The sequence below is a fragment of the Planotetraspora mira genome (assembly GCF_016863275.1).
GTDB classification, from domain to species: Bacteria; Actinomycetota; Actinomycetes; order Streptosporangiales; family Streptosporangiaceae; genus Planotetraspora; species Planotetraspora mira.
Map to the genome: position 1 here is coordinate 210332 of NZ_BOOO01000031.1, position 25028 is coordinate 235359.

General features: G+C 69.5%; 24 protein-coding genes and 1 riboswitch. Of the genes, 9 read left to right on the top strand and 15 right to left on the bottom strand.

Annotated features, from left to right (window positions below; all coding sequences use genetic code 11):
- Positions 1-43 precede the first annotated feature (43 nt).
- Positions 44-691, top strand: a complete 648-nt coding sequence (locus tag Pmi06nite_RS26740; protein WP_203955882.1) for a TetR/AcrR family transcriptional regulator — start codon at positions 44-46, stop codon at positions 689-691.
- A gap of 117 nt (positions 692-808) precedes the next feature.
- Here the strand turns inward: Pmi06nite_RS26740 and Pmi06nite_RS26745 are convergent, their stop codons facing one another.
- Both Pmi06nite_RS26745 and Pmi06nite_RS26750 read right to left on the bottom strand, forming a co-directional pair.
- Positions 809-2026 carry an NAD(P)-binding domain-containing protein gene (locus tag Pmi06nite_RS26745; protein WP_239114226.1) on the bottom strand — a complete coding sequence of 406 codons (1218 nt, stop codon included), beginning with the start codon at positions 2024-2026 and terminating at the stop codon, positions 809-811.
- A gap of 34 nt (positions 2027-2060) precedes the next feature.
- Entirely contained in the window at positions 2061-2609 is a 549-nt protein-coding gene (locus Pmi06nite_RS26750) for an OsmC family protein (protein ID WP_203955883.1), read from the bottom strand.
- 96 nt (positions 2610-2705) lie between these two features.
- On the opposite strand from Pmi06nite_RS26750, the gene metX reads away from it, so the two are divergent.
- From metX to Pmi06nite_RS26765, 3 genes are read left to right on the top strand one after another with little or no spacing between them, the layout of a single operon-like run.
- On the top strand, positions 2706-3917 hold the full coding sequence (gene metX, locus Pmi06nite_RS26755) for a homoserine O-acetyltransferase MetX (protein ID WP_239114227.1): 1212 nt from the start codon (positions 2706-2708) through the stop codon (positions 3915-3917).
- Positions 3918-3936: 19 nt separating this feature from the next.
- Entirely contained in the window at positions 3937-5262 is a 1326-nt protein-coding gene (locus Pmi06nite_RS26760; protein ID WP_203955885.1) for an O-acetylhomoserine aminocarboxypropyltransferase/cysteine synthase family protein, read from the top strand.
- Between the two features lie 7 nt (positions 5263-5269).
- Complete coding sequence (locus Pmi06nite_RS26765) at positions 5270-5752, top strand: CoA-binding protein (protein ID WP_203955886.1); 483 nt, start codon at positions 5270-5272, stop codon at positions 5750-5752.
- Between the two features lie 58 nt (positions 5753-5810).
- Here Pmi06nite_RS26765 and Pmi06nite_RS26770 read toward each other — a convergent pair whose 3' ends face one another.
- Together Pmi06nite_RS26770 and Pmi06nite_RS26775 are read right to left on the bottom strand one after the other, a co-directional pair.
- A complete protein-coding gene (locus Pmi06nite_RS26770) occupies positions 5811-6911 on the bottom strand; it encodes an NAD(P)/FAD-dependent oxidoreductase (protein ID WP_203955887.1) in 1101 nt (366 codons plus the stop codon).
- A complete protein-coding gene (locus tag Pmi06nite_RS26775) occupies positions 6908-8293 on the bottom strand; it encodes a cytochrome b (protein ID WP_203955888.1) in 1386 nt (461 codons plus the stop codon). The genes Pmi06nite_RS26770 and Pmi06nite_RS26775 overlap by 4 nt, the downstream gene beginning before the upstream one ends.
- 195 nt (positions 8294-8488) lie before the next feature.
- Here Pmi06nite_RS26775 and pdxR point away from each other — a divergent pair, with 195 nt between their 5' ends.
- On the top strand, positions 8489-9934 hold the full coding sequence (gene pdxR / locus Pmi06nite_RS26780) for a MocR-like pyridoxine biosynthesis transcription factor PdxR (RefSeq protein WP_203955889.1): 1446 nt from the start codon (positions 8489-8491) through the stop codon (positions 9932-9934).
- Here pdxR and Pmi06nite_RS26785 read toward each other — a convergent pair.
- The 6 genes from Pmi06nite_RS26785 to Pmi06nite_RS26810 form a co-directional block, all read right to left on the bottom strand.
- The gene (locus tag Pmi06nite_RS26785) at positions 9927-10799 is read right to left on the bottom strand and encodes an NAD-dependent epimerase/dehydratase family protein (RefSeq protein WP_203955890.1); all 873 of its coding nucleotides are present in this window, start codon (positions 10797-10799) and stop codon (positions 9927-9929) included. The two genes, pdxR and Pmi06nite_RS26785, sit on opposite strands and share 8 nt — an antisense overlap.
- Before the next feature lie 12 nt (positions 10800-10811).
- Positions 10812-11216 carry a cupin domain-containing protein gene (locus Pmi06nite_RS26790; RefSeq protein ID WP_203955891.1) on the bottom strand — a complete coding sequence of 135 codons (405 nt, stop codon included), beginning with the start codon at positions 11214-11216 and terminating at the stop codon, positions 10812-10814.
- Positions 11217-11388: 172 nt separating this feature from the next.
- Positions 11389-11622, bottom strand: coding sequence for a hypothetical protein (locus Pmi06nite_RS26795; protein ID WP_203955892.1), 234 nt, complete (start codon positions 11620-11622; stop codon positions 11389-11391).
- Positions 11623-11675: 53 nt separating this feature from the next.
- Positions 11676-11852: a hypothetical protein gene (locus Pmi06nite_RS26800; protein WP_203955893.1), complete on the bottom strand. Its 177-nt coding sequence runs from the start codon at positions 11850-11852 to the stop codon at positions 11676-11678.
- Positions 11853-11965: 113 nt separating this feature from the next.
- Positions 11966-12286 carry a DMT family transporter gene (locus tag Pmi06nite_RS26805; protein ID WP_203955894.1) on the bottom strand — a complete coding sequence of 107 codons (321 nt, stop codon included), beginning with the start codon at positions 12284-12286 and terminating at the stop codon, positions 11966-11968.
- Positions 12287-12305: 19 nt separating this feature from the next.
- Positions 12306-12372, bottom strand: a riboswitch (guanidine-III (ykkC-III) riboswitch).
- An 89-nt stretch (positions 12373-12461) separates the two neighbouring features.
- Positions 12462-12986, bottom strand: coding sequence for a hypothetical protein (locus tag Pmi06nite_RS26810; RefSeq protein WP_203955895.1), 525 nt, complete (start codon positions 12984-12986; stop codon positions 12462-12464).
- A gap of 149 nt (positions 12987-13135) precedes the next feature.
- Between Pmi06nite_RS26810 and Pmi06nite_RS26815 the strand changes: the two genes are divergently transcribed.
- Positions 13136-13669: a HEAT repeat domain-containing protein gene (locus tag Pmi06nite_RS26815; protein ID WP_203955896.1), complete on the top strand. Its 534-nt coding sequence runs from the start codon at positions 13136-13138 to the stop codon at positions 13667-13669.
- Here the strand turns inward: Pmi06nite_RS26815 and Pmi06nite_RS26820 are convergent.
- Entirely contained in the window at positions 13666-14268 is a 603-nt protein-coding gene (locus tag Pmi06nite_RS26820; RefSeq protein ID WP_239114228.1) for a PfkB family carbohydrate kinase, read from the bottom strand. The two genes, Pmi06nite_RS26815 and Pmi06nite_RS26820, sit on opposite strands and share 4 nt — an antisense overlap.
- A 287-nt stretch (positions 14269-14555) precedes the next feature.
- Positions 14556-15428, bottom strand: a complete 873-nt coding sequence (locus Pmi06nite_RS26825; RefSeq protein WP_203955898.1) for a winged helix-turn-helix transcriptional regulator — start codon at positions 15426-15428, stop codon at positions 14556-14558.
- Positions 15429-15480: 52 nt separating this feature from the next.
- Between Pmi06nite_RS26825 and Pmi06nite_RS26830 the strand changes: the two genes are divergently transcribed.
- Entirely contained in the window at positions 15481-16764 is a 1284-nt protein-coding gene (locus tag Pmi06nite_RS26830; protein ID WP_203955899.1) for an MFS transporter, read from the top strand.
- Between the two features lie 165 nt (positions 16765-16929).
- On the opposite strand, the gene Pmi06nite_RS26835 is transcribed toward Pmi06nite_RS26830, so the two are convergent.
- Together Pmi06nite_RS26835 and Pmi06nite_RS26840 are read right to left on the bottom strand one after the other, a co-directional pair.
- Positions 16930-20400 (bottom strand): phosphodiester glycosidase family protein, encoded by a 3471-nt coding sequence (locus Pmi06nite_RS26835; protein ID WP_203955900.1) that lies wholly within the window; start codon positions 20398-20400, stop codon positions 16930-16932.
- 223 nt (positions 20401-20623) lie between these two features.
- Positions 20624-20947: a hypothetical protein gene (locus Pmi06nite_RS26840; protein WP_203955901.1), complete on the bottom strand. Its 324-nt coding sequence runs from the start codon at positions 20945-20947 to the stop codon at positions 20624-20626.
- 150 nt (positions 20948-21097) lie between these two features.
- Between Pmi06nite_RS26840 and Pmi06nite_RS26845 the strand changes: the two genes are divergently transcribed.
- Entirely contained in the window at positions 21098-22522 is a 1425-nt protein-coding gene (locus tag Pmi06nite_RS26845) for an ArnT family glycosyltransferase (protein ID WP_203955902.1), read from the top strand.
- An 82-nt stretch (positions 22523-22604) separates the two neighbouring features.
- Here the strand turns inward: Pmi06nite_RS26845 and Pmi06nite_RS26850 are convergent, their stop codons facing one another.
- Positions 22605-23108: a hypothetical protein gene (locus Pmi06nite_RS26850; protein WP_203955903.1), complete on the bottom strand. Its 504-nt coding sequence runs from the start codon at positions 23106-23108 to the stop codon at positions 22605-22607.
- Between the two features lie 244 nt (positions 23109-23352).
- Between Pmi06nite_RS26850 and Pmi06nite_RS26855 the strand changes: the two genes are divergently transcribed.
- Positions 23353-24954, top strand: a complete 1602-nt coding sequence (locus Pmi06nite_RS26855; RefSeq protein WP_203955904.1) for a pentapeptide repeat-containing protein — start codon at positions 23353-23355, stop codon at positions 24952-24954.
- Positions 24955-25028: the final 74 nt, after the last annotated feature.

A 25028-nucleotide genomic window follows, 5' to 3' on the forward strand; every position in this document is an offset into this window, starting at 1 on the left:
TACAACTGTAGTGCAACGATCGTCCGCCTACAATTGGGCCACCATGGACAAGACCTCCTCCGCCCCGGCCGACCCTCCCGAAGTCAAGCGAGGCCGCAACCCGCGCGGTCACGGCGAGCGGCTGCGCGAGGACATCGTGGGCGCCGCCCTGCGACTGCTGGACGAACACGGCGACGACCAGGCCCTGTCCATGCGCGCGGTGGCCCGGGAGGTCGGCGTCGCGGCGACCTCTGTGTACATTCACTTCGCCGACCGGGACGCGCTCGTGCTGGCCGCCCTGGAGAGGTTCCATCGCGAACTCGTGGAGGCCGTCGATCAGGCCGAGACCGGTGCCGCCGATCCGGCGGGGAAGCTGCGTGCCCGCGTCCTGCTGCTGGGCAGGAGGGTCCAGCGACACCCCGGCCTGTACAAGGTGCTGCACGAGAGCACGCTCAACCAGCGGATGGCCATGTCATTCAAGCAGGAGTTGGCCGAGCGCACCACCGCAGCGGTGCAGCGGTGCATCGACGCCGGGCTCGCCCCGGCAGACGACGCCGCAGTGGTCTCCCTGGATCTGAGGGCGGCGGTGCACGGTGCCGTGTCGATGCGGGTCAATCAGCCCGACCTGCCATGGCCACCGCTGGAGGAACAGGTCGATCGTTTCCTGACCAAGCTCGTCGGCCTCGCGCCCCCCGACTGCCGGCCGGAATGACCGTCCCGTGGAGGCCCCGGTCCCGACCGGCGGGTTGAGGATCTGGCGGCGCCTCACCCGCCGATCATGCGGCCAGGAGTCGTCAGGCGGTTCACCGCCTCGCCTGTCGTGCCAGGATCAACGGCGTACGGCCAGGTGCCGCGTGAGGTGATCGATCACCTCACGCGCGTCGTCCTCGATGCCGTGGATGAACGTGGACTTGCGCCGCCGCAGCACGGGCAGCCCCAGCGCGTACAGTCCCGGGCTGCCGACCACACCGCCCTCGTGGAGCAGCCGGCCCTTCTCGTCGACCACGGGCATGTCGAGCCACCTGAAGTCGGGCCGAAATCCCGTCGCCCACACGATCGTGCGGATCTCGCCGCTTCGCAGATCGATCTGCCATCGTGCCGACTCGGGCACGTGTGTCGGCGCGAAGCGCTCGGGAGGATCGACTTCGGCGTCGCACCCGTGAGCCCGGGCCCACTCGTCGAACGTGTCCAGCAGGCGCCGCATCTTGAGGTCCGCCAGCGAGAACACGTTACGCAGGCCACCGGAGAACAGCGCACGGCCGTCACGCACAGCCGCCCAGCGGCCCACCAACTCGACACCCATCGCGGCGAGCGTGTTGAGATCGAGCGTTCTGCGCTCGGGGGTCCCGACCAGCTGCGGCGAGGGCAGCCGCCGGGCCCGCGCCAGATCATCGACCTCGTCGTGGCGCTGGTCCCACACGCCCGACGCGTCCATCCACCACAGCACATCGCGTCCGCGGTACAGGCGCGGCAACCGCACGTGCTCCCCCACTGACAGGATCACCGGCCGCCCCGACCGCTTCAGCTCCGCCGCCAGTTGCACGCCGGTCGCCGACGCCCCCACGACGAGCACGCCCCCGTCGGGGAGGTGGGTGGGGCCGGCGTAGTCGAACGGCGTCAGTTGCACGACGGACGCCGGCACCGCGTCGGCGAACTGCGGCACCGTCGGCCGGTTGCAGGCGCCGCTCGCGATGACCACTGCCCGGCAGCGGATTTCGCCGTGGCTCGTCGTCACGTGGTAACCGTCGTCGGTGCGTCGCACCGATGTGACGTTCGTGCCGGTCCGGACGGGAGCACGCGAGACGGTGGCGAAGCGCTCGATGAACTCGATCACTTCGCCCATCGTCATGTAGCCGTCGGGATCCGGGCCCTCATAGCGATGCCCTGGCAGGCGGCTCTGCCAATTGGGCGTGAGCAGCCGCAGGGAGTCCCAGCGTTCGTGTCGCCAGGAGTTCGCCACCTCGCCACGCTCGAGGACGACGTGGTCGACCGACCGGTCGCGGAGGAAGTGACTCGCGGCGAGGCCCGCGTGCCCCGCACCGATCACGACCGTGGTGGTGCGTTCGATGGCCCGGCCTCCCTCAGGCGACTTCGACGGTGACGTTCGTAGGGTTCGTGAGGGCGTCGAACACGGCGGAGCGCTTCTGGGACTGGGCCACAAGAGCTTCGATGTCCTGCTGCGAAGCGTCCGCGTCGATCGTGAACGTCACCTTGATGTCGTTGAAGCCGTTGCGCACGTCGCTGTCGGCACCGAGGATCCCGCGAATGTCGTGGTTGCCTTCGACCGTCGACTCGACCGAGCGCAGTTGGATGCCGCGATTTTGCGCCACGGAAGCCACGCCTGCCGTAAGGCAGCTCGCCAGGCCGACGAGGAGGTACTCGATCGGCGTGATGCCGTTGTCCTCCGCCGCGAAGACCTCGGGGTGGTCGGCGGTGAACACCGTTTCGCTCTTGTGACTCTGCTCCTGCCCGAGGCCGAAGAAGTTCTGGATCGTCGTCGTGCTGTGGACGCCGTTCTGCCACCTGGAGGACGCCCGCCAGGTGAACTGAGCCGCCTCGGGCGCGCCCTTCAGCACCTCGCGTGCGTCGAGCAGTGCCTGAACGTTGACTCCGTTGTCGATCGTCGTCATGTCCGGTGACGCCCCTTTCGATGATCCCTGCATTTCCTGCCGGGACGCTCGACAATACTTTGGCCGGGACCTGTATGACTAGGTATGCTCTCGCCCATGATGCCGCCCTCGACGCTCCCAGCCGGTTCGGTCGGCACTGTTGAAACGCAGTACCTCGACCTGCCGGAACCGGTGCTGCTGGACTGCGGGCAGGCGCTTTACCCGATCCGGGTGGCGTACGAGACCTACGGCACCCTCTCCCCCGAGCGGGACAACGTCATCCTGGTGTGCCATGCGCTCAGCGGCGACGCCCACGCGGCGGGCTCGGCGAAGGCCTCCCCCGAGGAGAGCACACGCGACGGGTTCGGAGCCGAGGATCGCGACGGCTCGGCCAGCAAGGGACTCGGCTGGTGGGACGGGATGATCGGTCCCGGCAAGGCGTTCGACACCGACCGCTACTTCGTCGTCTCCACGAACCTGCTCGGCGGCTGTCGCGGGACGACGGGGCCGTCGTCGATCAACCCCGCGACGGGCAAGCCCTACGGATCCGACTTCCCCGTCATCACGGTCGCGGACATGGTGCGCACCGAGCGGGCGTTCCTGGACGTCCTCGGTATCGAGCGACTCGCGGCGGTGGCCGGCGGCTCGCTCGGCGGGATGCAGGCGTTGCAGTGGGCGATCCTGTTCCCTGATCAGGTCGATGCCGTCGTGGCGATCGCCAGTACGCACGCCCTGCACCCGCAGGGGGTCGCCTGGAACGCGATCGCGCGTAACGCCATCATGGGCGACCCCGCCTGGCAGGGCGGCCAGTACTACGGCACCGGCCGCGCACCCGACGCCGGGATGGGCGTGGCGCGGATGGTCGGCCACGTCACGTACCTGTCCGCTCCGGCGCTGAGCGACAAGTTCGGCCGGCGACTGCAGTTCGCCGACGACGTCCGCTACACGCTCGCCGAACCGGAGTTCGAGGTCGAAAGCTACCTCCGCCATCAGGCCGACTCGTTCGTCAAGCGCTTCGACGCCAACACCTATCTCTTCACGTCACGGGCGCTGACCTATTTCGATCTCGCGCGGCAGCACGGCGGCGGATCTCTCGCGCGGGCACTCGAAGACGTCTCGGCCCGGACGCTGCTGATCGCGTTCAGCTCCGACTGGCTGTACCCCCCGTCCGCGTCTGAGGAGATTGAAGACGCGCTGCGCGTGCTCGGCAAGCCTGTCGAGTTCCAGGTGATCGATGCGCCGTACGGCCATGACTGCTTCCTGCTTGAGGAAGCGCGTCAGACTCCGATCATCCGCCGCTTCCTGGCCGAAGGTCAGGGCCGCGGGTGACGCCGAGGAAGAGGATTTGGTGACCGACAAGTTCCCCCGCGCCGAGGAAGCTCGCGCGTTCGGATTCGAGACACGACAGTTGCACGCCGGACAACGGCCCGACCCGAACACGGGCGCACGTGCGGTGCCGATCTTCCAGACGACCAGCTACGTGTTCGAGGATCCGGAGTCGGCGGCGGCGTACTTCAACCTCCAGGAGTACGGGAACACGTACTCGCGGATCATGAACCCGACCGTCGCGGTGTTCGAGGAGCGAGTGGCGAACCTGGAGGGCGGCTCCGGCGCGGTGGCGTTCGCCAGCGGGATCGCCGCGCAGGCGGCCGCGCTCTTCACGCTGCTGGAGCCCGGCGACCACGTCGTCTCGTCCTCGGCGCTCTACGGCGGGACGGTGAACCAGTTCAAGCACCTGCTGCGCAAGATGAGCGTCGAGGTGACGTGGGTCGACCCCGATGACCCGGACGCGTGGCGGCAGGCGGTCCGCCCGAACACGAAGGCCTTCTTCGGCGAGACGATCGGCAACCCGGCCGGAAACGTGCTGGACATCGAGACCGTGGCATCCATCGCGCACGAGCACGAGCTGCCACTGATCGTGGACAACACGTTCGCGACGCCGTACCTGTGCCGCCCGATCGAATGGGGCGCCGACATCGTGATCCATTCGGCGACCAAGTTCATCGGCGGTCACGGCACGAGCATCGGCGGCGTCGTCGTCGAGGCGGGCACGTTCAACTGGTCCAACGGACGGTTCCCGGTGATCGCGGATCCGTCGCCCGCCTACCACGGCCTCCAGTTCCACGAGACGTTCGGGGCGTACGGCTACCTGATGAAGCTGCGCGCCGAGACCCTGCGCGATCTCGGCGCCGCGCTCGCGCCGCTCAACGCGTTCTTGTTCCTGCAAGGGCTCGAGACGCTGTCGCTGCGAATGGAACGCCACGTGGAGAACGCGCGGGCGGTCGCGGCGTTCCTCGAGTCGCACGAGTTGGCGGAGAACGTCACCTACCCCGGCCTGCCGTCGAGCAGGTACCGGCCGCTCGTGGACAAGTACCTGCCGCGTGGTGCCGGCGCGGTGTTCTCGTTCGACTGCGCCGGTGGCCGAGCCGGTGGGCAGGACCTCATCCGCGGTGTGTCACTCTGGTCCCATCTGGCGAACGTCGGCGACGCGAAGAGCCTGATCATCCACCCGGCCAGCACGACGCACCGCCAGTTGGGCGACGACGAACTCCGGGCCGCCGGGATCGGACCGGGGACGGTGCGGCTGTCGGTCGGCACCGAGTCCGTCGGGGATCTGATCTGGGACCTGGAGCAGAGTTTCGCGCACGTCGCCGCGACAGCGGGAAAGAGGTAGCGAGGGCATGACCGATCTCGGGCACTACCAGGACCCGTTGACGATTCAACGCGTGCTCCACAGCGCGGGGACCATCGCGATCGTGGGCCTGTCGAACAACGAGTTGCGAGCCAGTTACTTCGTCGGCTACTACCTCAAGCGGCACGGCTACCGCGTGATCCCCGTGAATCCCCGCGAGACGCAGATCCTCGGGGAGACGTGCTACCCGAGCCTGCTGGACGTGCCCGTGCCGGTGGACATCGTGGACGTCTTCCGCGCGCCGGACGCACTGCCGCAGATCGCGCGAGACGCCGTCGCGATCAACGCCGGCACCCTCTGGTGCCAGTTCGGCGTGATCAACGAGGAGGGCGCGCGGATCGCGGAGGACGGCGGCGCTACGGTGATCATGGACCGCTGCCTGAAGATCGAGCACGCGCGCTACGTGGGCCGGATGCACTGGCTCGGCTTCAACACCCAGCGCATCACGTCCGTCCGCGCCGGGCTCCAGTAGACGACGAGGCGAACCCGTCGCCGAGCCTTACGGCTGGACCGCTGTAGGGGCGGACGACTCATGCCACGTGCAGCGGCTCCGACGTCCGGACCAGGTCCACGATGGAGTCGTGGATCCTGTGCCGGTACGGCCGGCGCGAGCCGTACCCGATGGAGGCCGCGACGTTGCCGCCCGCCAGCCTGCCTTGGTGCAGGGCATGCTGCCCGCTCATCGGGGTGATCTTGCCGGGCCTGGTGAGGTCGGGGACGGCGGCCACGTCGCCGCAGGCGTAGATCTCGGGACGGCCGGGCACGGCCAGGTGCTCGTCCACCCTGATCCTGCCCTGCTCGGCCGCCAGTCCGAGGTTGGTCACGAGCGGATCGGGACGGACCCCGAAGCTCCACACGATCGTGCGCGTGGGGATGAACTCGCCGTCGGTGAGCCGCAGCCCCCGGGAGGTGACCTGGCCCAGCGAGGTCTGCGTCCGGACCTCCACGCCCTGCGACCGCAACATCCGCGCCGTGGTCCTGGACAGGCGGTGCCGCATGTCAGGCAGCAGCCACTCGGCGGGATCGGCCAGGATCCAGCGGATCGGCTGCCCGCGCAACCGCGGGTCGCGGCAGGCGATCGACTGGGACAGCCACTGCCCGGCCGAGGCCGCCGCCGTACCCGCGTATCCCGCGCCGAGCACGACGAACGTGCAGTGCGCCGCGCGTTCGAAGGGATCGGTGCTCGCGGCGGCCAGGGAAAGCCGCCGGTGGATGTGATCGCGCAGATGGAGGGCCTGGCCGACGTCGTGGAAGCCGACGCTGTGCGCCGAGACCGCGGAGACCTGGGCGACTTCGCTCACGCCTCCCGCCGCGACGATCAGCCGGTCGTAGTCCAGCACGCCGCCGTCGTAGAGCACGCGCCGGGCGCGGGCGTCGATGTGGGTGACCGTGCCGAGCACCACCCGCACACCCGGCAGCGTCTCGGCCAGCGGCACGCTCACCCGATCCGGGTTGAGCACGCCCGTCATCACCTGCGGGAGCAGCTCCGGATGGAGCGCGACGCCGGTCGGGTTGACCAGCATGATCTCCGCGCCGTCTCCCACCCTGCGCGACAGGGCACGGGCCGCCTGGTATCCGGCGACCCCGGCTCCGACGATCACAACCTGTGGCCTGTTCGATGTCACGATCATCTGCCTGAGGTGATCGCCGGGTCCCGGCGCTCCTGCTGCGCCGGCCGTTCGTGGAATCCGCCGTCCGGGGAGCGCGTGATGATCCCGGTCTCCACTCCGTGCTCGGCCACCTCGTGATCCGTCTGCTGAAGTGCGAGGCAGACCCACCGGGTGACGACGAAGGCGATGACGGGGCCGATGAGCACGGCGAACCTGAAGAAGATCGTCACAGCCTCGACCGCGAGCTGGAACTGCACGGCGATCTGGTCGTTGGCCGCGGCCGCCCACAGCAGGCCGTAGAACGTGACGCCCGCGACCGCGATGCCCGTCTTCACCGGCGTCTCACGTGGCCGATCGAGCAGGTCATGTGCGAGCGTCTCGCGGGCCATGCGGCTCGTGGTCTTGGGCCGGCCCAGCGCGTCGCGGCGGCCGCGGCGCGAGACGAGGAAGCGCTCGGCTGCCGGGTAGGCGGCCAGGGCGGTGAAGAAGACCCCGGGCACCACCAGTGTGGGGACGAGGACCGCGAGGCTGAGCGTGTGGTCCCCGATGGTGAGTTCCCACCCGGGCATGATCCGGAGGGCGCCGTCGAGGAACCCCATGTACCAGTCGGGAACCGAGCCCGCCGAGATCTGTGTCGGCGTGGCGGGGCCGTACAGCCATATGGGGGCGATCTGGAACCCGAACCCGAGGATGATCAGCATGCCGATCGTCGCGAGCGCCATCATCGGGCGCGCGCTCCGCCGCGCCGGCAGCGAGGCGACGAACCGGGAATGGCCGTGCCGCCGCACCAGCAGTTCACGGGCCACCAGCAGCACGGCCACGACGACCGCGATCAGCAGGTGCCCCCCGTACATGACCGGAATGACCCTGTCCCCGGGGAAGCCCGGGCCGAACAGCAGCGACAGCGCCCAGGTCCCCACCACCGGGATGGACTGCACCACCGACACGATCAGCCACAGGCCCCCACCCGACAGCAAGTGGTCAGGCAGGGCGTTGCCGGTCTCCCCCGCGGCCATGCCCAGCGCCAGTAGCGTCACCCAGATCAGCCACTGCCCGGTCCGCGGGCGGCGGAACGCGCCGGTGAGGAACACGCGCAGCAACTGCAACACGACGGCCGCCACGAAGACGAGCGCCGCCCAGTGGTGGACCTGGCGGATGAGCAGGCCGCCGCGCACCTCCAGGCTCAGATGCATGGTCGAGTCGAAGGCCTTGCTGACCAGGAGTCCGCGCAGCAGGCCGTACGAACCGTCATAGGTCACTCGGGACATGCCGGGGTCGTAGAACACCATCAGCGCCGCCCCGGTCACCAACAGGACGACGAGCGACCAGACGGCGATCTCCGCGAACATGAACGACCAGTGGGAGAACTGAAACGAGCGGCGCTCGGCCGACGACGGACGCATGTGGGGCCCCCTAACCTTGCCTCACTCACATGACGGGATCGGCCCGGGATATGTGACGCCGATGAGGCGTCGGTGACGGTGATTCGCGTCACTGCCATCGGATCCTCGGATCCATCCCGATCGCCGATCGCGCCGTCGGGGCCTGATATGACATGAGGTGCGGGACGAGGGCGAACGTTACAGGGGGGTCGGTCGATGCAGGGCTCGCCGGGCGATGGCCGGGCCGGCTTCGGGTCGGGGCTCGACCTGCATCTCGATCTGCCCGGCATCGGCGGGGTGGGGCGGTCGCTGGAGGCCGCCCTCCGCGACGCGGTGCGGTCGGGGCGGCTGACCGCGGGCACCCGACTCCCGGGCACCCGTAGTCTCGCCGCCGACCTCGGCCTGTCCAGGGGCACGGTCGTCCATGCCTACACGCAGTTGATCGCCGAGGGGTGGCTGACGGGCGCGCGTGGATCCGGCACCCGGGTGGCCGACGTGCTGCCGGAGTCCGACACCGGCGAGACTGTCGGCCACGGTCGTCTGGAGCCTCGCGCCGCGTCCCTGGGCGACCTGCGTCCCGGCCGGCCCGACGTCAGCACCTTTCCGCGCGCAGACTGGGTTTCGAGTGTCCGCCGGGTGATGTCGGCGATGGAGTCCGAGCAGATGGGCTACCCCGACCCGGCGGGCATGCCCGCGCTGCGCTGGGCGGTCGCCGACTACGTCTCGCGGACCCGCGGAGTGTGGGCGAGCGCCGAATCGACAGTGATCACTGCGGGGTTCACCCAGGCGCTCGCGCTGCTCGCGCGCACCTTCCGCCGTCTCGGCGCCCAGCGCGCGGCGACCGAGAACCCGGGGTTCGTGCTGCACCGTGAACTGCTGGCCGCGGCGGGGATCGCCCCTGTGCCGCTGGCGGTGGACGCGGACGGCGCCGATCCGTCGGGCCTCCCGGACGGCACGGGGTTCGCGCTGCTCACTCCGGCCCACCAGCACCCGTGGGGCGTCGTGCTGGCGCCGGGAAGACGCTCGGCGTTCATCGACTGGGCCCGGCGGAACGACGCCTACGTGATCGAGGACGACTACGACGGCGAGTTCCGCTACGACCAGCAGCCGGTCGGCGCGATGCAGGCGCTGGCGCCCGATCGGGTGATCTACGCGGGCAGCACCAGCAAGACCCTCGCGCCGGGAGCGCGGCTCGGCTGGCTGGTGGTGCCCGCCCCGCTGCGCGGTCCGCTGCTGCAGACCGTGCGGGAGACCGGCTCGGCGCTCCCCGTGATCGACCAACTCGTGCTCGCCGACCTGCTCTCCCACGGCGGCTACGACCGACACGTCCGGCGGGCCCGGCTGGGTTACCGGCGGCGCCGCCACGAGCTGGCCGACCGGCTGGCCACGGTCACCGACACGCTGCTCACGGGCGTCGCCGCAGGGTTGCACGCGCTGCTGCCGGTCGCCTCGGCGACCGCCGAACGCGAACTGGTCGCCACGGCGGAGCGGGCGGGACTGCTCCTGCACGGCCTGCACACCGCGGGCTACTGGCACCCGACGGGCGAGGAGCGTCCCGCCGCCCTCATCATCGGCTACGCATCGCCGCCGCAGCACGCCTGGCGCCGGGCGCTCGACATGCTGGTCTCGCTGGTCGGCAGGCCGCCCGGCGCCATCAGGTAGCGGTGCCGCCGGCGAACGCCGCGAAGCCGTCCCGCCACGACGGATACCTCGGCACCCAGCCGAGGTGCTTGCGGGCGTAGTGGTTGTCCGCGCCGCGCGCCCACCCCTGCCGGCCGGTGTCCGCCGAAGTCGGAGGTGTGGCGCCCACGGCCGCGCAGAAGGCGGACACCCATTCCCCGCCCGGCGCCGGCTCGTCGTCGCAGACGTTGACCGCATGATTGGCGGGCCAGTCGAGTGCCTGCACCGCCGCAGTGGCGGCGTCGTCGGCGTGCACGAAGGAGACCACGTCGCCGCCGGCGGCCAGTCCGCCCGCCCGTGCCATGTCCGCGGCGAGGCCGTCGGGCGCGTACCAGGTTCCGGGGCCGTAGAACTCTCCGTAGCGCAGCACAACCCACTCGGGCATCTCGTGGACGGCCGCCTCCAGCGCCGCCGCGGCCCCTACTCTCGTTCCCCGCTCCCCCGGTGCGGCGAGATCGAGCGGCGTCGTCTCGTCGGCCGGCTCGTCTCCCGCCTCGTAGATCCAGGCGATGCTCTGTGCCACCATCCGGCGTACGCCTGCGGCCAGTGCCGCGTCGACCAGGTTGCGGGTGCCCTGCCTGCGCAGCGCCGCGTTCGCCGCGAAGTCGCCTGCGGCCAGGTCGGTGAGCTGGTGCATCACGATGTCGGGCGCTGCCTCTATGACCGCGGCGGCGAGGCCCGCGCCGTCGAGGGCGTCGGCCACCACAGGCTCCGCGCCCGACGCGCGCAGCGCGGCGGCCCGGTCGGGCTTCCGGGTGAGGGCCGTGACCTGGTGTCCCTCGGCGACCAGCAGCGGCACCACCCGCCGGCCGATGACCCCAGTCGCTCCCGCAAGAAAGATCCGCATGCCTGCCGCCGATCAGTTCGGCCGGGGAGCACGGCGGTCACGGCGGGCCGCGAGCTCTGCGTCGTCGACGTAGGTGAGCATCGGCACATCGGGCACACAGAACATGACCACGACGAACCGGCTCCACGAGTCGGACAGGTTGTTGGCCGCCTGGTAGTGGATGACATCGCCGCCGGGCTCCCAGAACGCCTCACCCGCGCGGATCACCCGCTCCGGCTCGCCCTCCAACTCGAAGATCATCTCCCCTTCGACCATGTAGCCGTAGACCGGGCCCGAGTGCCGGTGCGGCGGAGAGCCGGGGTCGCCGGGCGGCAGTTCGATGAGCGCGGTCATCACATCGGCGGGGTCGGGAAGCTTGGACGGCGTCCCGTGGAAAAGCAGGCTCAGGACGCTGTTGCCTTTAGTGTCTATGTCCATGTCTTCGACGCTAGCCGGGAAGCGGACCAGTGAACTAGTCCACTTCTCGGCTCATCGGATGTACCACTTTTCGGAGACGAACCGGCCGGGAGCGACCATCACGAGGCAGGTGAGCAGCGATGACGCGCCGCACGCCGGTACCCGCGGTTGAAGACCGTCCTCTCCGGCCTCATCAGTTCTGGCCGCGGAATCGAGACCGGCGGCGAAGGAGCGCCCAGATCATCACCACGGCCGCCACGACCCCGGGCCCACAGTGGGCGAGAAGGACGCCTCCGAGGCTGGGACCGCCCCAGTCGCCCTGGTACGTCGCCGGATCGGACATGTCGATGACGAACGGCTCGACGAGTGCGCGGGCGACGGCGTATGCGCCCACGATGAAGCCGAATATCTTGATGGCCTTCCACATGCCTTCACGGTAAGTTCGCGATTCACCGAATGGGCGAGCCCATTGAATTCCGACTACCGGGAGCATTCCGGTAGCGCGCGAACGCGCGTGGCGGGCGTGAGACGCTCCACTGCCCCGACTCCCCGCATCAGCGGCAGCCGGACCAACGCGTCCCGCATCCGCTTGCCGCCCGCGGTCTTGGGCACCATCAGCCGGATGTCGGGGCCGATCCGCTGCTTCTTGCGAACCAAGGGGCGGTGGCCATCGCTGCAACGAAGGAAGGCGACGCCGTGGTCACCTCCGGTCGCCGCGAGTTCCCCCGGGGGTGGTCGTTACCTGATGGAATTTCTGCCGCCCCGCTGAACTAGTGGGCGCCCGCCAGGTTGAGACCGACGACGCCGGCGAGGATGAGAAGGATCGAGGCGATCTTGAGGAGGGATGTGTCCTCTCCCAAGAAGATCATGCCGAGGGTCGCGGTGCCGACGGCACCGATGCCTGTCCAGACGGCATAAGCCGTACCGACGTCGAGGCTCTTCAGCGCGAGGGTGAGGAGACCGAAGCTGAGCAGGGCGAACACGATGAACCCCACGCTCGCCGGCGGTACGGAGAACCCGTCGCTCAGCTTGAGCATGTAGGCCATCGCGACCTCGAACAGACCAGCGGCGACAACCATGAGCCAGGCCATGACAGCTCCCTTTCCTAGGGGAGCGTCGTCTTTGCAGGCCGGGTACGGCGCGTCTCGTCCGGACGGTTCCCGATGCGGGCCCCGTATCCGCGACAACGGCGGCGACCGCATATCGATTCCCGGCCCGCCGCTCCGCCGTGGTCCCGGCCCCTCAGACGAGCCGACGACTAGGAGATCACAGCAGTTCGTAAATGCTTTCGCCCTCATCGAGGAGGCCGATGGGCAGGAAGTTGGGAACGGTGCGGGACGCCGAGGCACGTAGCCGTGTGACCGCTTCCTCCTCCGTGGGTGGAGTGACACCGAGAAGGCTGATGAGCGCGGCGTGGGCGGCTGCGTAGTCAGGGTCGTCGTTTCGGATCTCCTCCTCCAACTCCTCGGCCGAATGTCCGTGCAACAGGTCCTGCCAGTAGGGGAACGCCGCAATCAGAGCGAGCGCCTCCACCAGGTCGGCGGCCATCAAGGTGGCGTGACCCTCGGAATCGGCGTACAGAACTGGGCGCGTGGTGCCGGGCGTTCCGCACAGGAAATAGGTTCCGCCACTGCCGTCTCCGGCTATCGGCGTCAGCGACAGTCCGGATGGCAGCCTCAACTGCTCGACAGGGTCACGCCGCGCGATGTCGAAGTCACCCGGCCACATCAGTAGATCGGCCAACTCTGGAGTTGTCTCAATCCGGTGGAGAAGATCGTCGGCTCCGCTCATGGGGCGGACCTTAGCGCACAAGAGCACACGTCCTCGACCGCTCTCAACCGCGCCTTCGGTGAGGCGCCGGCGGAGAGGCTGGGGGCGGGATCTCCTGGTCCCGTGAGCGGTGTCTATTTCGCTTGCCGGGCGCGGGTGGTGATGATCGTATGGTGCCCATGCTGGGTTTGGCGGATCTCAGTGACGAACGCGTGGTGGAAGCCCTTGGTAGCGCGCCTCGGACCAGTTCGGCCTACCGCCATCTGCTCAACCGCGGTCGCGCGGCCGTGCCGGCGATCCGGACGGGTCTGCGCCACCCTGACCCGGTGGTCCGGGAGCAGTGCTGCAAGCTGCTCGACCACCTCCTGGTGGAGGACGCGATCGAGGAAATGATCGCCATATTGGAGGACCCGGTCCCGTCGGTCCGAGTGGCCGCGGTGCACGCACTGTCCTGTGACCGCTGCAAAACCGATGCGTGCCGGCCCGATGAGGCCTTGGTGCTGGCGCCGGGCATGCGCCTGCTGCGTCACGACCCTGATCCACACGTGCGGGCAATGGCGGTGGAATTGGTCGGGCGCTTCGTGCACACAAGCGTGGAGGCCGAGGCCGCTCTCATCCAGGCCCGCCAGGCCGATCCGTCTCCCGCCGTACGCAAGAAGGCGGGTTGGTACGCGCCGGGCGGCACAATCCATCGCCGCACCTAAGAGCCGTCTGAACTGCCCCCTCTGGGACGAGCGTTGAGCACGATGGGGTCCGCGCTGATCAGCGTCTCGACGGCGGCTCGATCGGGGAGCGATGGGCTGGCCCCGGCAACGGTGGTGGCGAGCGCGCCCGCTGCCATGCCGTGCTGGATCGCGGTGCCGTCGTCCAGCCCCGCGGCGAGGGCGGCGCCGAAGAAGCCGGTGAAGGCATCGCCCGCCGCCGTGATGTCGACGGGCGTCACCGGATAGGCGGGGTAATGGCGAGTACGTTCGGCGGTGACCGACAGGGCGCCGCCCGAACCGAGGGTGATCAGGGCGTGTGCGACGCCCCGATCGAGAAACCAGGATGCGGCTCGCGCGGCGGACTCCAGGTCGGTGACCGCCACCCCGGTCAACGCGCCCGCCTCGCTCTCGTTCGGCGTCACGACGTCGACGTGCTGCCACACGTCCTCAGGCAGCGTCTGCGCGGGAGCCGGGTCGAGCACCACCGTCAGTCCTGCGGCCGCCCCTGCCTTCGCCGCGTGGCAGGTGACCGGCGTGGGGATCTCCAGTTGAAGCGCGATCGCGGGCGCCACCCTCGCGGAGTGGCTCGCCAGCGGCACCGGGCTGGGCAACCTCCTCGTCGCGGACTACACCGCCTCCCGTTTCGCGGCGCTCTGGTCGGGCTCCGTGATCATCGTTCTGGTCTCTGTGGGTCTGTACGCCCTCGTCGCCGCACTGGAGCGTCCGGTGGTCGCCCGGTACGCGCCGCAGCACGTGGACTGATCACCGAGGAACTCGGGCTCCATGATCGACATACCTCGACCGCTCCCCCGACGACCGCGCCCGGTCAGCGCGCCACCTGGAGGGGCGTTCCTTCGACTCGCGACATGAGCGATCCGTGTCTTTGTCATTGACCGCGGACGAGGGTGAGCATCTCTTCCACGGAGCCGGCCGGATCGCGGATCGGGAACTGCACCGCGCGGATGATCGCGTCGGGGCCGACCAGCAGGGTGAGGCGCTTGAAGCGGTCGACGCCGGCCGCACGGAAGGTCGGCAGCAGCAGCCCGGCCGCGAGCTTGCTGTCCTGGTCGGAGACAAGGGGGTAGGGCAGCCTCGCGTGCGTGACGAAGGCGGCCAGTTGGTCGGGTCGTTGGGTGCTGACGCCGCGGATCGTGGCACCGGACGCCTCGAAGTCGGCATGCCGTGACGCGTAGGTGAGGGACTCCAACGTGCATCCCGGCGCACCCGGGATGTCGGCCCAACCGGGCGGGTAGCCCTGGGCGCCGGGAGCGAAGGCGCCGGGGAAGAAGTAGAGCACGGTCCAGCCGCCCGGTGCGTTGGGCGCGACCCGCTCGCCGTCGTGTCGTTCCAGCACGACATCCGGCATTTTCCGATTGACCAGCTCATGCACCCGACGGGTCTCAGCCGACCCGTCCTCGCTGGTCGCGGTCAGTGCCCCGTCTCCCATCACATGCCTGGTGCCCCAATCCTGCAGTGCGATGAGCGCCGGCAGCAGGCCCTCGCCCTTCGCCGTCAGCAGGTAGTCGTAGCGCGGCGGGTGATCGGAGTAGGGCCGCTTCTCCAGAACCCCGTGTGCGACGAGGCTGGTCAGTCGCTCGGCCAGAGCGCGGCGGCTGACGCCGAGCTCACGCTGAAGGCCGTCGAAGCGGGTGACGCCACCGGCGATGTCGCGCACCACCAGGAACGTCCACCAGTCGCCGATCACTCCGAGCGCTTGCGCGATGCCGCAGTCGGCGTCGGAGAGATCAGTGCGCTTCACGTACTCGACTATAGTGCGTTCCATTCTGGAACTCACTCGGGAGGGTGCCGCGATGGCAGTCGGCAGTGCGCGTGGCGCGAGCGTCTTCTGGCGGTGGTGGACGGCCGGCACGACCAGCGCGGTCGGTTCGGCGGTGGGCGCGGTTGCGCTGCCGCTGACGGCGTTGACGGTGCTCGACGCCTCCGCGTTCGAAATGGGCATGATCGCCGCCGCCGGTTACGCCGCCTGGATCGTGATCGGCCTACCCGCCGGGGTGATCGTGCAGCGACTACCCATGCGCAGGGTTCAGATCGGTGCCGACCTGGCCCGCGCGGCGGCGGTCATCTCGATCCCGCTGACCTGGTGGCTGGACCGTCTGACGGTCGCCCAGTTGGTGATCGTGGCGCTCGTGATCGGCTTCGCGAACGTCATCTTCGACGTCGCCAACTCGACCTTCCTGCCGTCGATCGTGAGCAAGGAGCAGTTGCAGTCCCGCAACAGCCTGACCTCCGGCACCCAGGCCACCACTCAGCTCGGCGGACCATCCGTCGGCGGTCTCATCGTCCAGGCGCTCGGCGCGGTGCCCACCCTCCTCGTCGACGCGGCCAGCTATGTCGTCTCAGCCCTGCTGCTGCGAACCCTGCCCGAACGCCGCACCGAGGCCCCCGACCGCTGGCCACCTATGCGCGCGATGATCCGCGAAGGCTGGCGCTTCGTCGTGCACCACCCGGTGATGGGTCCCTGCATGTGGGCCGCCACCGCGGCGAACACGGTCTGCGGGGCGCAGCAGGCGCTCTACGCCCTGTACCTCGTGCGCGAGTTGCACGCCGAGCCCGGCCTCGTCGGCCTGCTGTTGGCGGCGGACGGGGTCGGCACACTGATCGGCGCGGCTTCGACGAACCGGGTCACGGCCAGGCTCGGGACCGCGCGCGCCCTGATCGTCGCCGGATTCGTCTCGGTCGCCGGGGCGCTCGTCATCCCCCTGGGCACCGGCTGGCAGGCCTTCGTCGCCTTCGCCGTCGGCAACGCGGTCTTCTCCGCCGGCGTGGTGGTGATCAGCGTGGTGACCCGCACCTACCGGCAGATCGTCAGTCCGCCCGAACTGCTGCCCCGGGTGATGGCGACGGTCCGCTTCGTCTCCTGGGGCGCGATCCCGATCGGCGGGTTGATCGCCGGAGTCATCGCCGGCGCCCTCAGCGGCCGAGTCACCCTGATGATCTTTGCCGTCGCGGCCGCCTGCATGCCGTTGGTCCTGCTGGCCTCACCGGTCCGGCACCTGCGCGATCTCACCGATCATCAGCGGGACGACGAGTCGGCCGGCCCGCCGACGGACCGCGTCGCCGGAGTTCGCGGCTGACGCCGAACCGGCGAAGGGCCTGTCGTCATCCACGATGGACCGCTCACTCCTCCACGAGCGCTGGGGGCGGGCACTTACGTGCTCGCCCCCAGCCGGGCCGCCTCGAGCGTCAGACCGCCGAGGAGCCGATCCGCAGCGACTGCATGCCGGTGGTGATGGTGACGGTCACTTTCCGCCCTGCACGACCTGGATGGTCTTCGAGGTCGTGATCGGTGCGAGCGAGCTGTCGTCGGTGTAGGCGCGCATCGAGTCGTTGGTGACCGACACCGTGACCGAGCCCGCACGCAGCGCGGTGAGCGTCCGGGTCTGCGGGTCGAGGATCGCGACGATCTTGTGTGACTTGCGGGCCTTGTCGATGGCGTCCTTCCCGCTGCCGATCGCCAGGTTGGACGAGCCGCTCCAGTCGACCGACATCGGGTAGCGCAGCGGCACGACACGCGTGCCCGTGGACACGCCCTGGGGCTGCACGATGCTGCCCGAAAGCTGCGCCGCCTTGCCCACCTCGATCGAGGCCGGGGTGTCGAGCGTGATGGACTGCGCGAAGGCGCGCACGTCGGCCTCGATCCACTGCTGGTCCGCGTTCTGCCGCGAGTCGACGGACCAGTCGACCCACCCGGTGAAACCGCCGCGGTCCGGCGTGCCGTACGGGTCCTTGCCCGACGACGGCAGCACCATGTACGGCACGCCCTCGACGCGGTGGACGTCGGCGATCTGTGCGTGGGATCCGACCATCGCGGCGCCCTTGCCCGTGGAGTCACGGAAGTCCGTGAGCATGTCCTCGATGAGCGCGACCTCGTCGCGGTCGCCGAGCTGGCTGGACTTCGTCTCGGCGGGGTCGTCCACCGGGTGGTGGGCGAACACCAGGACGTTGTGCACCGACCGGTCCTTCTTGGCGTCCGCGAGCGCCTTCTGCATCATCGGGAGCTGGTCCCACGCCGTCCCGCGCAGCGACCCGAGGGAGCTGGCGAGCAGGATGAACCGCGTGCCCTTGTGGTCGAACGTCCGGTACGGCCGGCCGAACTCGTTGGTGAAGTTCGTCAGGTCGGACTGGACGTTGTTGAGGCCGTAGGACTCGTGGTTGCCCGGAACGTAGTAGCACGGGATCGAACCGGCCTTCGGGTTCGGCGTGCTGTTCTCCGACGGCTCCTGGCCGACCGGGATGAGGTCGCACCCGGCGTCGGTGAGCACCTGGCGGGCCAGCGTGAGGTCCTGCGGCAGACCCCGGTCGGTGATGTCGCCGTTGAGGACGAGCAGGTCCGGCCTGGTCTTGCGGATCCGCTCGATGGCGGCCGTGGCGACCTGGGTCAGCGCCGGGTTGTCGGCCGTGAACTGCACGTCCGACAGCGTGGCGAACTGCCACGTGTCGTGGCCCTCGGGCAGCGAGCCGTCGTCGGAGACGAGCGGGTCGGGCCGCAGGCCGGGCTGAGCGGGCAGGTCGATCGACGTCGGGACGTCGGCCTCGATGCGATCCAGGACGAACGTGCCCGCCTTCTGCTGGGCGACGCTCGTGTTGATGCCCTGGAAGCCCGAGATCGAGATCGGGAACGGCGTGTTCGCGGGCAGCGTGAACGTCGCGTACTGCCAGTCGTTGCTCGCGGTCAGGGCGGTGCCGTAGACGCCGGTGCCCTTGCCGGTCGCGTCGGCGAAAGCCATGTAGGTCAGGCCGCTCGGCACGTTGATGCTCGACTTGATGCGCATGCGCAGGCGCAGCGGCTGGCCGGGCACCTGGACGCGCTGGGCCGCCGACGCCGCCGTGATGCCCACGTTGCGCATCGCGTTGAAGTCGATCCGCAGCCCGTCGGGGTCCGCCGAGAACGCCGTGGCCGCGGTGCTGTTGTTGCGCCAGCGGGCGAGCACGTCGTCGTCGAAGTCGTAGACCGTCTTGGTCTCGACGCCGACCGTGATCGGGAGCTGGGCCGACTTGCCGCCGACCGAGACCGTGAGGATCGTGCCCGCGTCGGTGAGCGGGGTGATCTTCAGCTTGCCGTCCACGGACTGGATGCCGACGACGCCGTGGTCGTAGTCGAGCGTGAGGTCCTGCGGGTCGATCGGGGCCGTGTAGCCCTGGTCGTCGCGGCCGGTCACGGAGACGGTGACCGCGTGGTCGGGCGTCGCGTCGGCGATCGACAGGCGCTGGGACGACAGCTCGACGCTGTCGACCGGGTCGAGGACGGTGACCTTCTCGTGCGCCGCCTCGTGACCCGCGTGCGCCTCGACCGTGATCGTCCCATCGGCCTTGGCCGGGGCCGCGAGCGTGCCGCCCTTGACGGACGCTCCGTGAGCGGACCACCGCACGGACTTCGGGCCGACCGTCACCGGCGTCTGGTGGTTGTCAATGCCCTCCGCGACGAGCGCACGGTGCAGCCCCGGGAAGACCTTCACGCCACCGTCGGCCGACGCCGCACCCGGCGCGGGCTTGATGAGGAGTCGGTGCAGCTTGCCGTCGCCCTTCGCGACGAACACCCCCACGCCGTTCGGGTCGCTGCGCTCCTGGCCGTCGGACGGGACGTTGCGTACGGTCGCGTCGTCCTCGCCGAGCGCGCGGGCGACCATCGTGGTCGAGCCGCCGCCGTCGAGGTTGACCGCGGTCTGCACGCCCATCGCGGCCAGGTCACGCGCCTCCTTGTCGATCCCGACGCCGCCCTTGCCGGTGCCGCCCGGGCCGTCCCAGGTGGCGAGCACGAGCGTGTGGCCGCCGTCCTTGAAGCCGAGCGCGGTGCGCGGGGCGATCGAGGTGTCGAGGCCGCCGACGACCTGGCCACCGGAGACGATGGTGCCGCCTTCGCCGAGCGCGAACTTCATCGTCTTGGCGACGTCGTCGGCGAGCGCGTAGCTGAGCGTCGCGGGGTCGCCGGGCCGCAGCGCACGGATCGCGGTCGCCGCGGCGCCGCGCCCGACGAGCACGAAGGCATCGCCCGGGATCGTCCCCGAGCCCGCGGGACCGTTGGGCGTGACCGACACGACCGAGCCGTTCTCAACCAGGACCTCGGCGATCTGGTCGTTGGCCACGCCTGTCAGGCCGCGGTTGCGGCTGTAGTCGCCCCACGCGGACGTGAACGCGATCAGGCCGTCCGCGGGGACCCCGCCGCCGTTCGCGGCGTTGATCGACAGGACCTTGTGGTCCGCGCCGGCGAAGTTCGCGGTGGTGTTGACCGTGAGGTCCACGAGCTGGGCGATGCCGTCAGCGCTGACGCCGACATGCTGCCGGCCGCCGATGTCGGCGGTCTTGATGAGCTGCCCGTTCTGGACCTCGCCACCGAGCGCCGCGTTGGAGTTGCCGATGTCGAAGAACTCGCCGTTGACGCCCGCGACGGCGCCTGCCTTGTTGGCGGCCGCGCTGAGCGGCCCGCCCGACGCGACCGGTCCGGAGGTCAGCAGATCCGTGCTGACCGCTCTGTCGGACAGGTCCACGGTCAGGAACTGCGCGTTGTACCAGCCCTTCTGGTCGAGCGCCTTCACGTGCTGCAAGTCGATCCCCGGACCGATCTTCTCGGTCGTGTTGATCAGGGGGATTCCGCCGGTGACCGGCGCAGGCTGACCGCTGTCCGCGTACGCGGCGGCGGGTGCGACCACCAGCGTGGCCGCGACGGCGAGCGCCGGCAGCAGTGTCCTCGTACGCCGATGGTTCAAGACCATCAATTTCATTGGAACCTCGGGTGAAGAGATGCAACGGAGGCGTCGCCTCCGCTACGCCCAGTTCGATCAAGGCGTGCACCCGATTAAAAAGATCAACGAAGAAGCGCATGTGACGCCACCACGGGCATGCGGTGAACCCTGGCGGAAGAGGTCGCGGTCGCACCCTCCCGTAGCGAGCGGGACGAGGTGAAGCAGGCCGAGAACCACGGGGGCTTTACTCCGGTTACTGCATGCTCACGCCGTGCGGGTGGTCGAACGAGACCGGGCAGGTGAAAATCCACAGTGCGTACCCACGGCCGATCGTGATGTTCGTCGGCTCAGACGAACTCGGATGCTCGTGGAATTCGCTCTGGGGCCCGGCGTCCTCGATGGGCCGCCAGCTTTCCGTCCCGTACCACTCCGCGCTGTCGATCTTCAGGAGCAGGTCCATGTCGGCGCCGCAGTCCTCGCAGATCATCGGGTAGGGATCGGTGAGATTCCAGGCCGCGTATCCGCCCACCTTCCAGCCGGCGGCGATCGACAGCACGCGGCGTGACGAGATGGCCATGTCCGGGCAGATGCTGCCGGCCGCCCACACTGGTGTTGACAATTCCTCCTAGCGCTGCAACGGCGCCGAGATCACAATGTGACGGTGTCGGAATCACGCGGGCGTACCTGGTCTCTTGCCGTTCCCTGGCCGGTAGTCGTGGTGGCCGGTTTGACGGTCGCTCTGCTGCTGGCGTTCTCTGGCGCATACGGCTTCCTGGGCGACGAGATGTACTTCGTCGTGGCGGGGCGGCATCCCGCTTTCGGCTACGTAGACCAGCCGCCGCTGACCCCGCTCCTGTCCGCCGCCTCCGTGGGCCTGCTGGGAGTCTCGCCGACGGCGGTCCGGGTGCTGCCGGCCCTGGAGACGGCGCTCATCGTCGTCCTCGTCGCGCACATCTCGCGCGACCTCGGCGGGTCCCGGCGGGCGCAGTTCTTGGCGGCCGTCACGGCCGCTGTCTCCGGCTATCTCGCCGCCGGCCACATGGACACCACGACAGGTCTCGACCTGGTCGCCTGGGCGTTCATCCTGTGGCTGGCGGTCCGGCTTCTCGCCGGTGCCGATCGGCGCCTGTGGCTGGTGGTGGGCCTGACCGCCGGCATAGGGCTGCAGAACAAGGACACCCTGTTGTTCCTGGCCGCGGGGCTGGCCCTCGGCTTGCTCGTCGCCCGGCGCTGGGACGTCGTCCGCTCGGTGTGGCCGTGGGCGGCTGTTGGGATCGCTCTGTTGCTCTGGGCGCCGAACCTCGTCTGGCAGGCGGCGAACGGCTGGCCCCAGCTCACCATGGCCTCGCGCATCGCCGGGTACGCGGCGGACAACCGCGCCCAGATCCTGCCCCTGCTCTGGCTCTTCACCGGACCGCTTCTGTTCGCTGTGAGCCTCGCCGGATCGGTCTGGCTCCTGCGCTCAAGGGACGCGGTCCCGTGGCGGGCGATCGGCATCGCCGGCTCCCTGGCCCTCGCCTTCGTCGTCATGACCGGCGGCAAGGCCTACTATGCGATCGGTAGCGCGGCCGTGTTCATGGCCGCCGGTTCGATCGTCGTCGACCGCTGGCTCGCACGCGGCCATGCTCGTCTCAAGGGGTCGATCTTCGCCGTCGCAGCTGTGGTCTCGGGTCTGTTCCTCGCGTTCCTGACGCTGCCCGTTCTGCCTGTCGCTACCTATGCCGCCAGCACCCTTCCGGCCACGGTCCCGGACACCCCGAACCAGATCGGCTGGCCGGCGTTCGCCTCCACGGTCGAGGGCGTGGTGGCTGCCCTGCCCGCCGACGAGCGCGCCCGGGCGGTGATCCTGACCAATGACTACAGTGAGGCGAGCGCACTCGACCTGCTCGGATCGGGGTTGCCGCCCGTCTACTCCGGTCACAACTCGTACTGGTCATGGGGCCCGCCACCGCCTCGACGCACGGTTGTCGTCCACGTCGGCGACTGGCGGCCCACCGACTGGAGCAGGTTCTTCGTCGGCTGCCACGACGTGGCCCGGATTGACAACGGAGTGGGCGTTCCGAACGGCGAGCAGGGTAAGGCCGTCTCGGTCTGCACCGGTCTCAGATCATCGTGGACCGCGATGTGGCCCGCGCTCCGGACCATCAGCTAGACGAATCGTCCGGCCATTGTCGTTCTACGACAACCTGACCAGCAGTTCCAGGACTTGCCCGTAGTGGACTTAGAAACAGGCTCTAGCTGTTGAAGGATTCCTCGTAGGCTTTGCGGATCTTGGCACCGCCGTACTGTCCCGGAGGAATGCACACCGGGCATCCACATGGCGGTCTGCCGTGCGCGTCGGGCATGTAGCGCCATCCGGTCACCTGGTTCACCCGCCGAACCCGGTGGATCTCCCTGACCTGAATGGGCCGGGGAACGAACAGTTCGTACCCGCGGGCATCGTCCTGCCCGGCCACCAGGGCTGCGGCCTCCGCACTGCCGAGTCGAATCGGAACCGAGCCGTAGTGCCCGACCCACACCGTCTCGTCGTCCGGGATGCGGAAGTGCACGGCGACGAACGTGCGCTGACCGCCCCGCCGCAGCTCACGCCCCCACTGGTACGTCATCTGATACGAGGGCGACACCGGCACGCAGTAAACGCCGGTCCCGCCCCCGCGCCCGTGGCTTTCCGCGCGAATCCCGACACGTCGCACGGAGCGGATGTTCTTGGCCGCCGTGAGGTGCACTAGCAAGGTCATTGGTTCGCCTTCGCGTTCTACCGGCACTTGAGCGCCGTACCGCCCGACCGCGCCGGTGAGGTGGTGACCGATCCTAGTTGTCGCCCCTGCGATGGATCATGCCTATTTCGGCGTCCGGAAACGGTTTCCCGTCCTCTGGGCGAACAGTTACATGGCTAATCGGATAGTGACGACCCAAACACCCTATGTTACCTTTCGATCGTCATTTAGCGCCTTGATACACGACATTGGGTACCACGTTGCCATGACATCCCGGCTGAAGCTCGCTCTGCTCGACGTCGCCTGGAAAACGTGCGGCGTCTCGCCCGAATGCCTGGGTGCCGCCTGGGAGCCGTACGGCCGGTGCCTTGCGCACCTGGGGCCGGCCGAGGTGGAGAGCGTCCTGCGGGGGCTGGTCCCCGGCCAGGGCATCGATCTGCGCGGCACGACCCTGGAGGAGGAGCTGCTCACGCGCATCCTTGAGCGCGTCGAGCGCCGTCTGGGCAGGGCACGGTTCGACCGTGCGGTCTTCGCCGGCCCAGCCCGCTTCCGAGAGGTCGTCTTCGCGAGCGACGCGACCTTCGACCATGCCCGGTTCGATCACCTCGCCTCGTTCTTCGGCACTAGCTTCACCGGAAACGTGTCCTTCGGCGAAGCCCGGTTTCATCGCGAGCTCTCCTTGCACGGCGCCCAGGTACGCGGACATGGACGCTTCGACCGCATTCTCGTCGGTGGCGACGCGCTGTTCGGGGAGGCCCGGTTCGACGGGGACACCTCGTTCCGCGAAGCGGACTTCCATGGGTTCGCCGCGTTCGACGGTACGGCGTTCGCCGGGGACGTCGGCTTCCGTGGTTCCCGGTTCCGCCGGGCCGTCTCCTTTCGCGCCTCGGCTGTCGGGAGGAACGCCGGGTTCGACGGCCTGCGCTTCCACGGCCCCGCCTACCTCGGTCCGATGCAGGTCGGGGGGTGCCTGTCGCTCACGGACGTCCGCGCCTGCGGGCCGCTTCAGGTCGACACCGGCCGTTGCCGGGTGACGCTGCGCGCCGCGGTCGTCACCGGGCCGTTCACCGCTCGCCTGTCCGCCGCGGAAATCGACCTGCGGGACGCGACGCTCACGGGGCCGGCGGCCGTCACCCGGAAGTCGGAACGGGTGCGCGTGACGTCACTCGACGGCCTCGATGCCGGCGCGCTCACGCTCAACGGCACTGATCTTCGTACCTGCGGCCTCGGTGGGCTCCGCCGGCCCGAGGGGCTACGCCTGCGGGACTGCCTTTTCGCCACGACCCCGGCCGGTGTGAGCTGGCGGCTCGGCTGGCCGCCCGTCCGGTGGTGGACACGCCGCGTCGTCCTCGCCGACGAACATTCTTGGCGGGCCTGGCCGCCAAGCGATCTGGGGGGCGACGCCGACGGGAAGCGCGTGGGAGCGAAGCGTCCACGCGCCACGAGAGCCGCTGCGGCGCGCGTCTCCGCGGCGAACGAGACGGGTGAGCCCCCTGATGACCGGCGGAGCGCGCGGTCGCTCGACGCCGGCTGGCTCGAAACCCTGTACGAGCGACTGCGGCCCGGCGTGGGCGACGCGAATACCTCGGCCGACTTCGCGTTCGGCGCGATGGAGATGCGGCGGCTGAGCAGCCCGCGTGTCCGGGCCCGGGTGCTGCTTTCTCTGTACTGGCTGGCCTGCGGATACGGCCTGCGCGTCGGACGGGCGCTCGGCTGGCTCACACTGATGGCGGCGCTGGTGGCAGGCGCGTTGTCCTGGGCGGCGGGCGCGCGTCCGACGAGGCACTGGGTCGGCAAGAACCCTCGCATCGCCGTTGTGCGCTCGAAGCCGGTCATCTCCCCAGACCCGAGAGCACTGTACAAATGAGGTTCCTGCTCCTCCGTGGCTGGGACGCGCGGGCTCCGTCACATCGACCGTGAACCCTGCTCCGCCGGCGACCG

Coding starts and splice junctions, on each gene's coding strand:
- Pmi06nite_RS26740 (WP_203955882.1), top strand. CDS start 44: ATGGACAAGACCTCCTCCGCCCCGGCCGACCCTCCCGAAGTCAAGCGA.
- Pmi06nite_RS26750 (WP_203955883.1), bottom strand. CDS start 2,609: ATGACGACGATCGACAACGGAGTCAACGTTCAGGCACTGCTCGACGCA.
- metX (WP_239114227.1), top strand. CDS start 2,706: ATGATGCCGCCCTCGACGCTCCCAGCCGGTTCGGTCGGCACTGTTGAA.
- Pmi06nite_RS26765 (WP_203955886.1), top strand. CDS start 5,270: ATGACCGATCTCGGGCACTACCAGGACCCGTTGACGATTCAACGCGTG.
- Pmi06nite_RS26770 (WP_203955887.1), bottom strand. CDS start 6,911: ATGATCGTGACATCGAACAGGCCACAGGTTGTGATCGTCGGAGCCGGG.
- Pmi06nite_RS26775 (WP_203955888.1), bottom strand. CDS start 8,293: ATGCGTCCGTCGTCGGCCGAGCGCCGCTCGTTTCAGTTCTCCCACTGG.
- pdxR (WP_203955889.1), top strand. CDS start 8,489: ATGCAGGGCTCGCCGGGCGATGGCCGGGCCGGCTTCGGGTCGGGGCTC.
- Pmi06nite_RS26785 (WP_203955890.1), bottom strand. CDS start 10,799: ATGCGGATCTTTCTTGCGGGAGCGACTGGGGTCATCGGCCGGCGGGTG.
- Pmi06nite_RS26790 (WP_203955891.1), bottom strand. CDS start 11,216: ATGGACATAGACACTAAAGGCAACAGCGTCCTGAGCCTGCTTTTCCAC.
- Pmi06nite_RS26795 (WP_203955892.1), bottom strand. CDS start 11,622: ATGTGGAAGGCCATCAAGATATTCGGCTTCATCGTGGGCGCATACGCC.
- Pmi06nite_RS26805 (WP_203955894.1), bottom strand. CDS start 12,286: ATGGCCTGGCTCATGGTTGTCGCCGCTGGTCTGTTCGAGGTCGCGATG.
- Pmi06nite_RS26810 (WP_203955895.1), bottom strand. CDS start 12,986: ATGAGCGGAGCCGACGATCTTCTCCACCGGATTGAGACAACTCCAGAG.
- Pmi06nite_RS26815 (WP_203955896.1), top strand. CDS start 13,136: ATGGTGCCCATGCTGGGTTTGGCGGATCTCAGTGACGAACGCGTGGTG.
- Pmi06nite_RS26830 (WP_203955899.1), top strand. CDS start 15,481: ATGGCAGTCGGCAGTGCGCGTGGCGCGAGCGTCTTCTGGCGGTGGTGG.
- Pmi06nite_RS26835 (WP_203955900.1), bottom strand. CDS start 20,400: ATGGTCTTGAACCATCGGCGTACGAGGACACTGCTGCCGGCGCTCGCC.
- Pmi06nite_RS26840 (WP_203955901.1), bottom strand. CDS start 20,947: ATGGCCATCTCGTCACGCCGCGTGCTGTCGATCGCCGCCGGCTGGAAG.
- Pmi06nite_RS26850 (WP_203955903.1), bottom strand. CDS start 23,108: ATGACCTTGCTAGTGCACCTCACGGCGGCCAAGAACATCCGCTCCGTG.
- Pmi06nite_RS26855 (WP_203955904.1), top strand. CDS start 23,353: ATGACATCCCGGCTGAAGCTCGCTCTGCTCGACGTCGCCTGGAAAACG.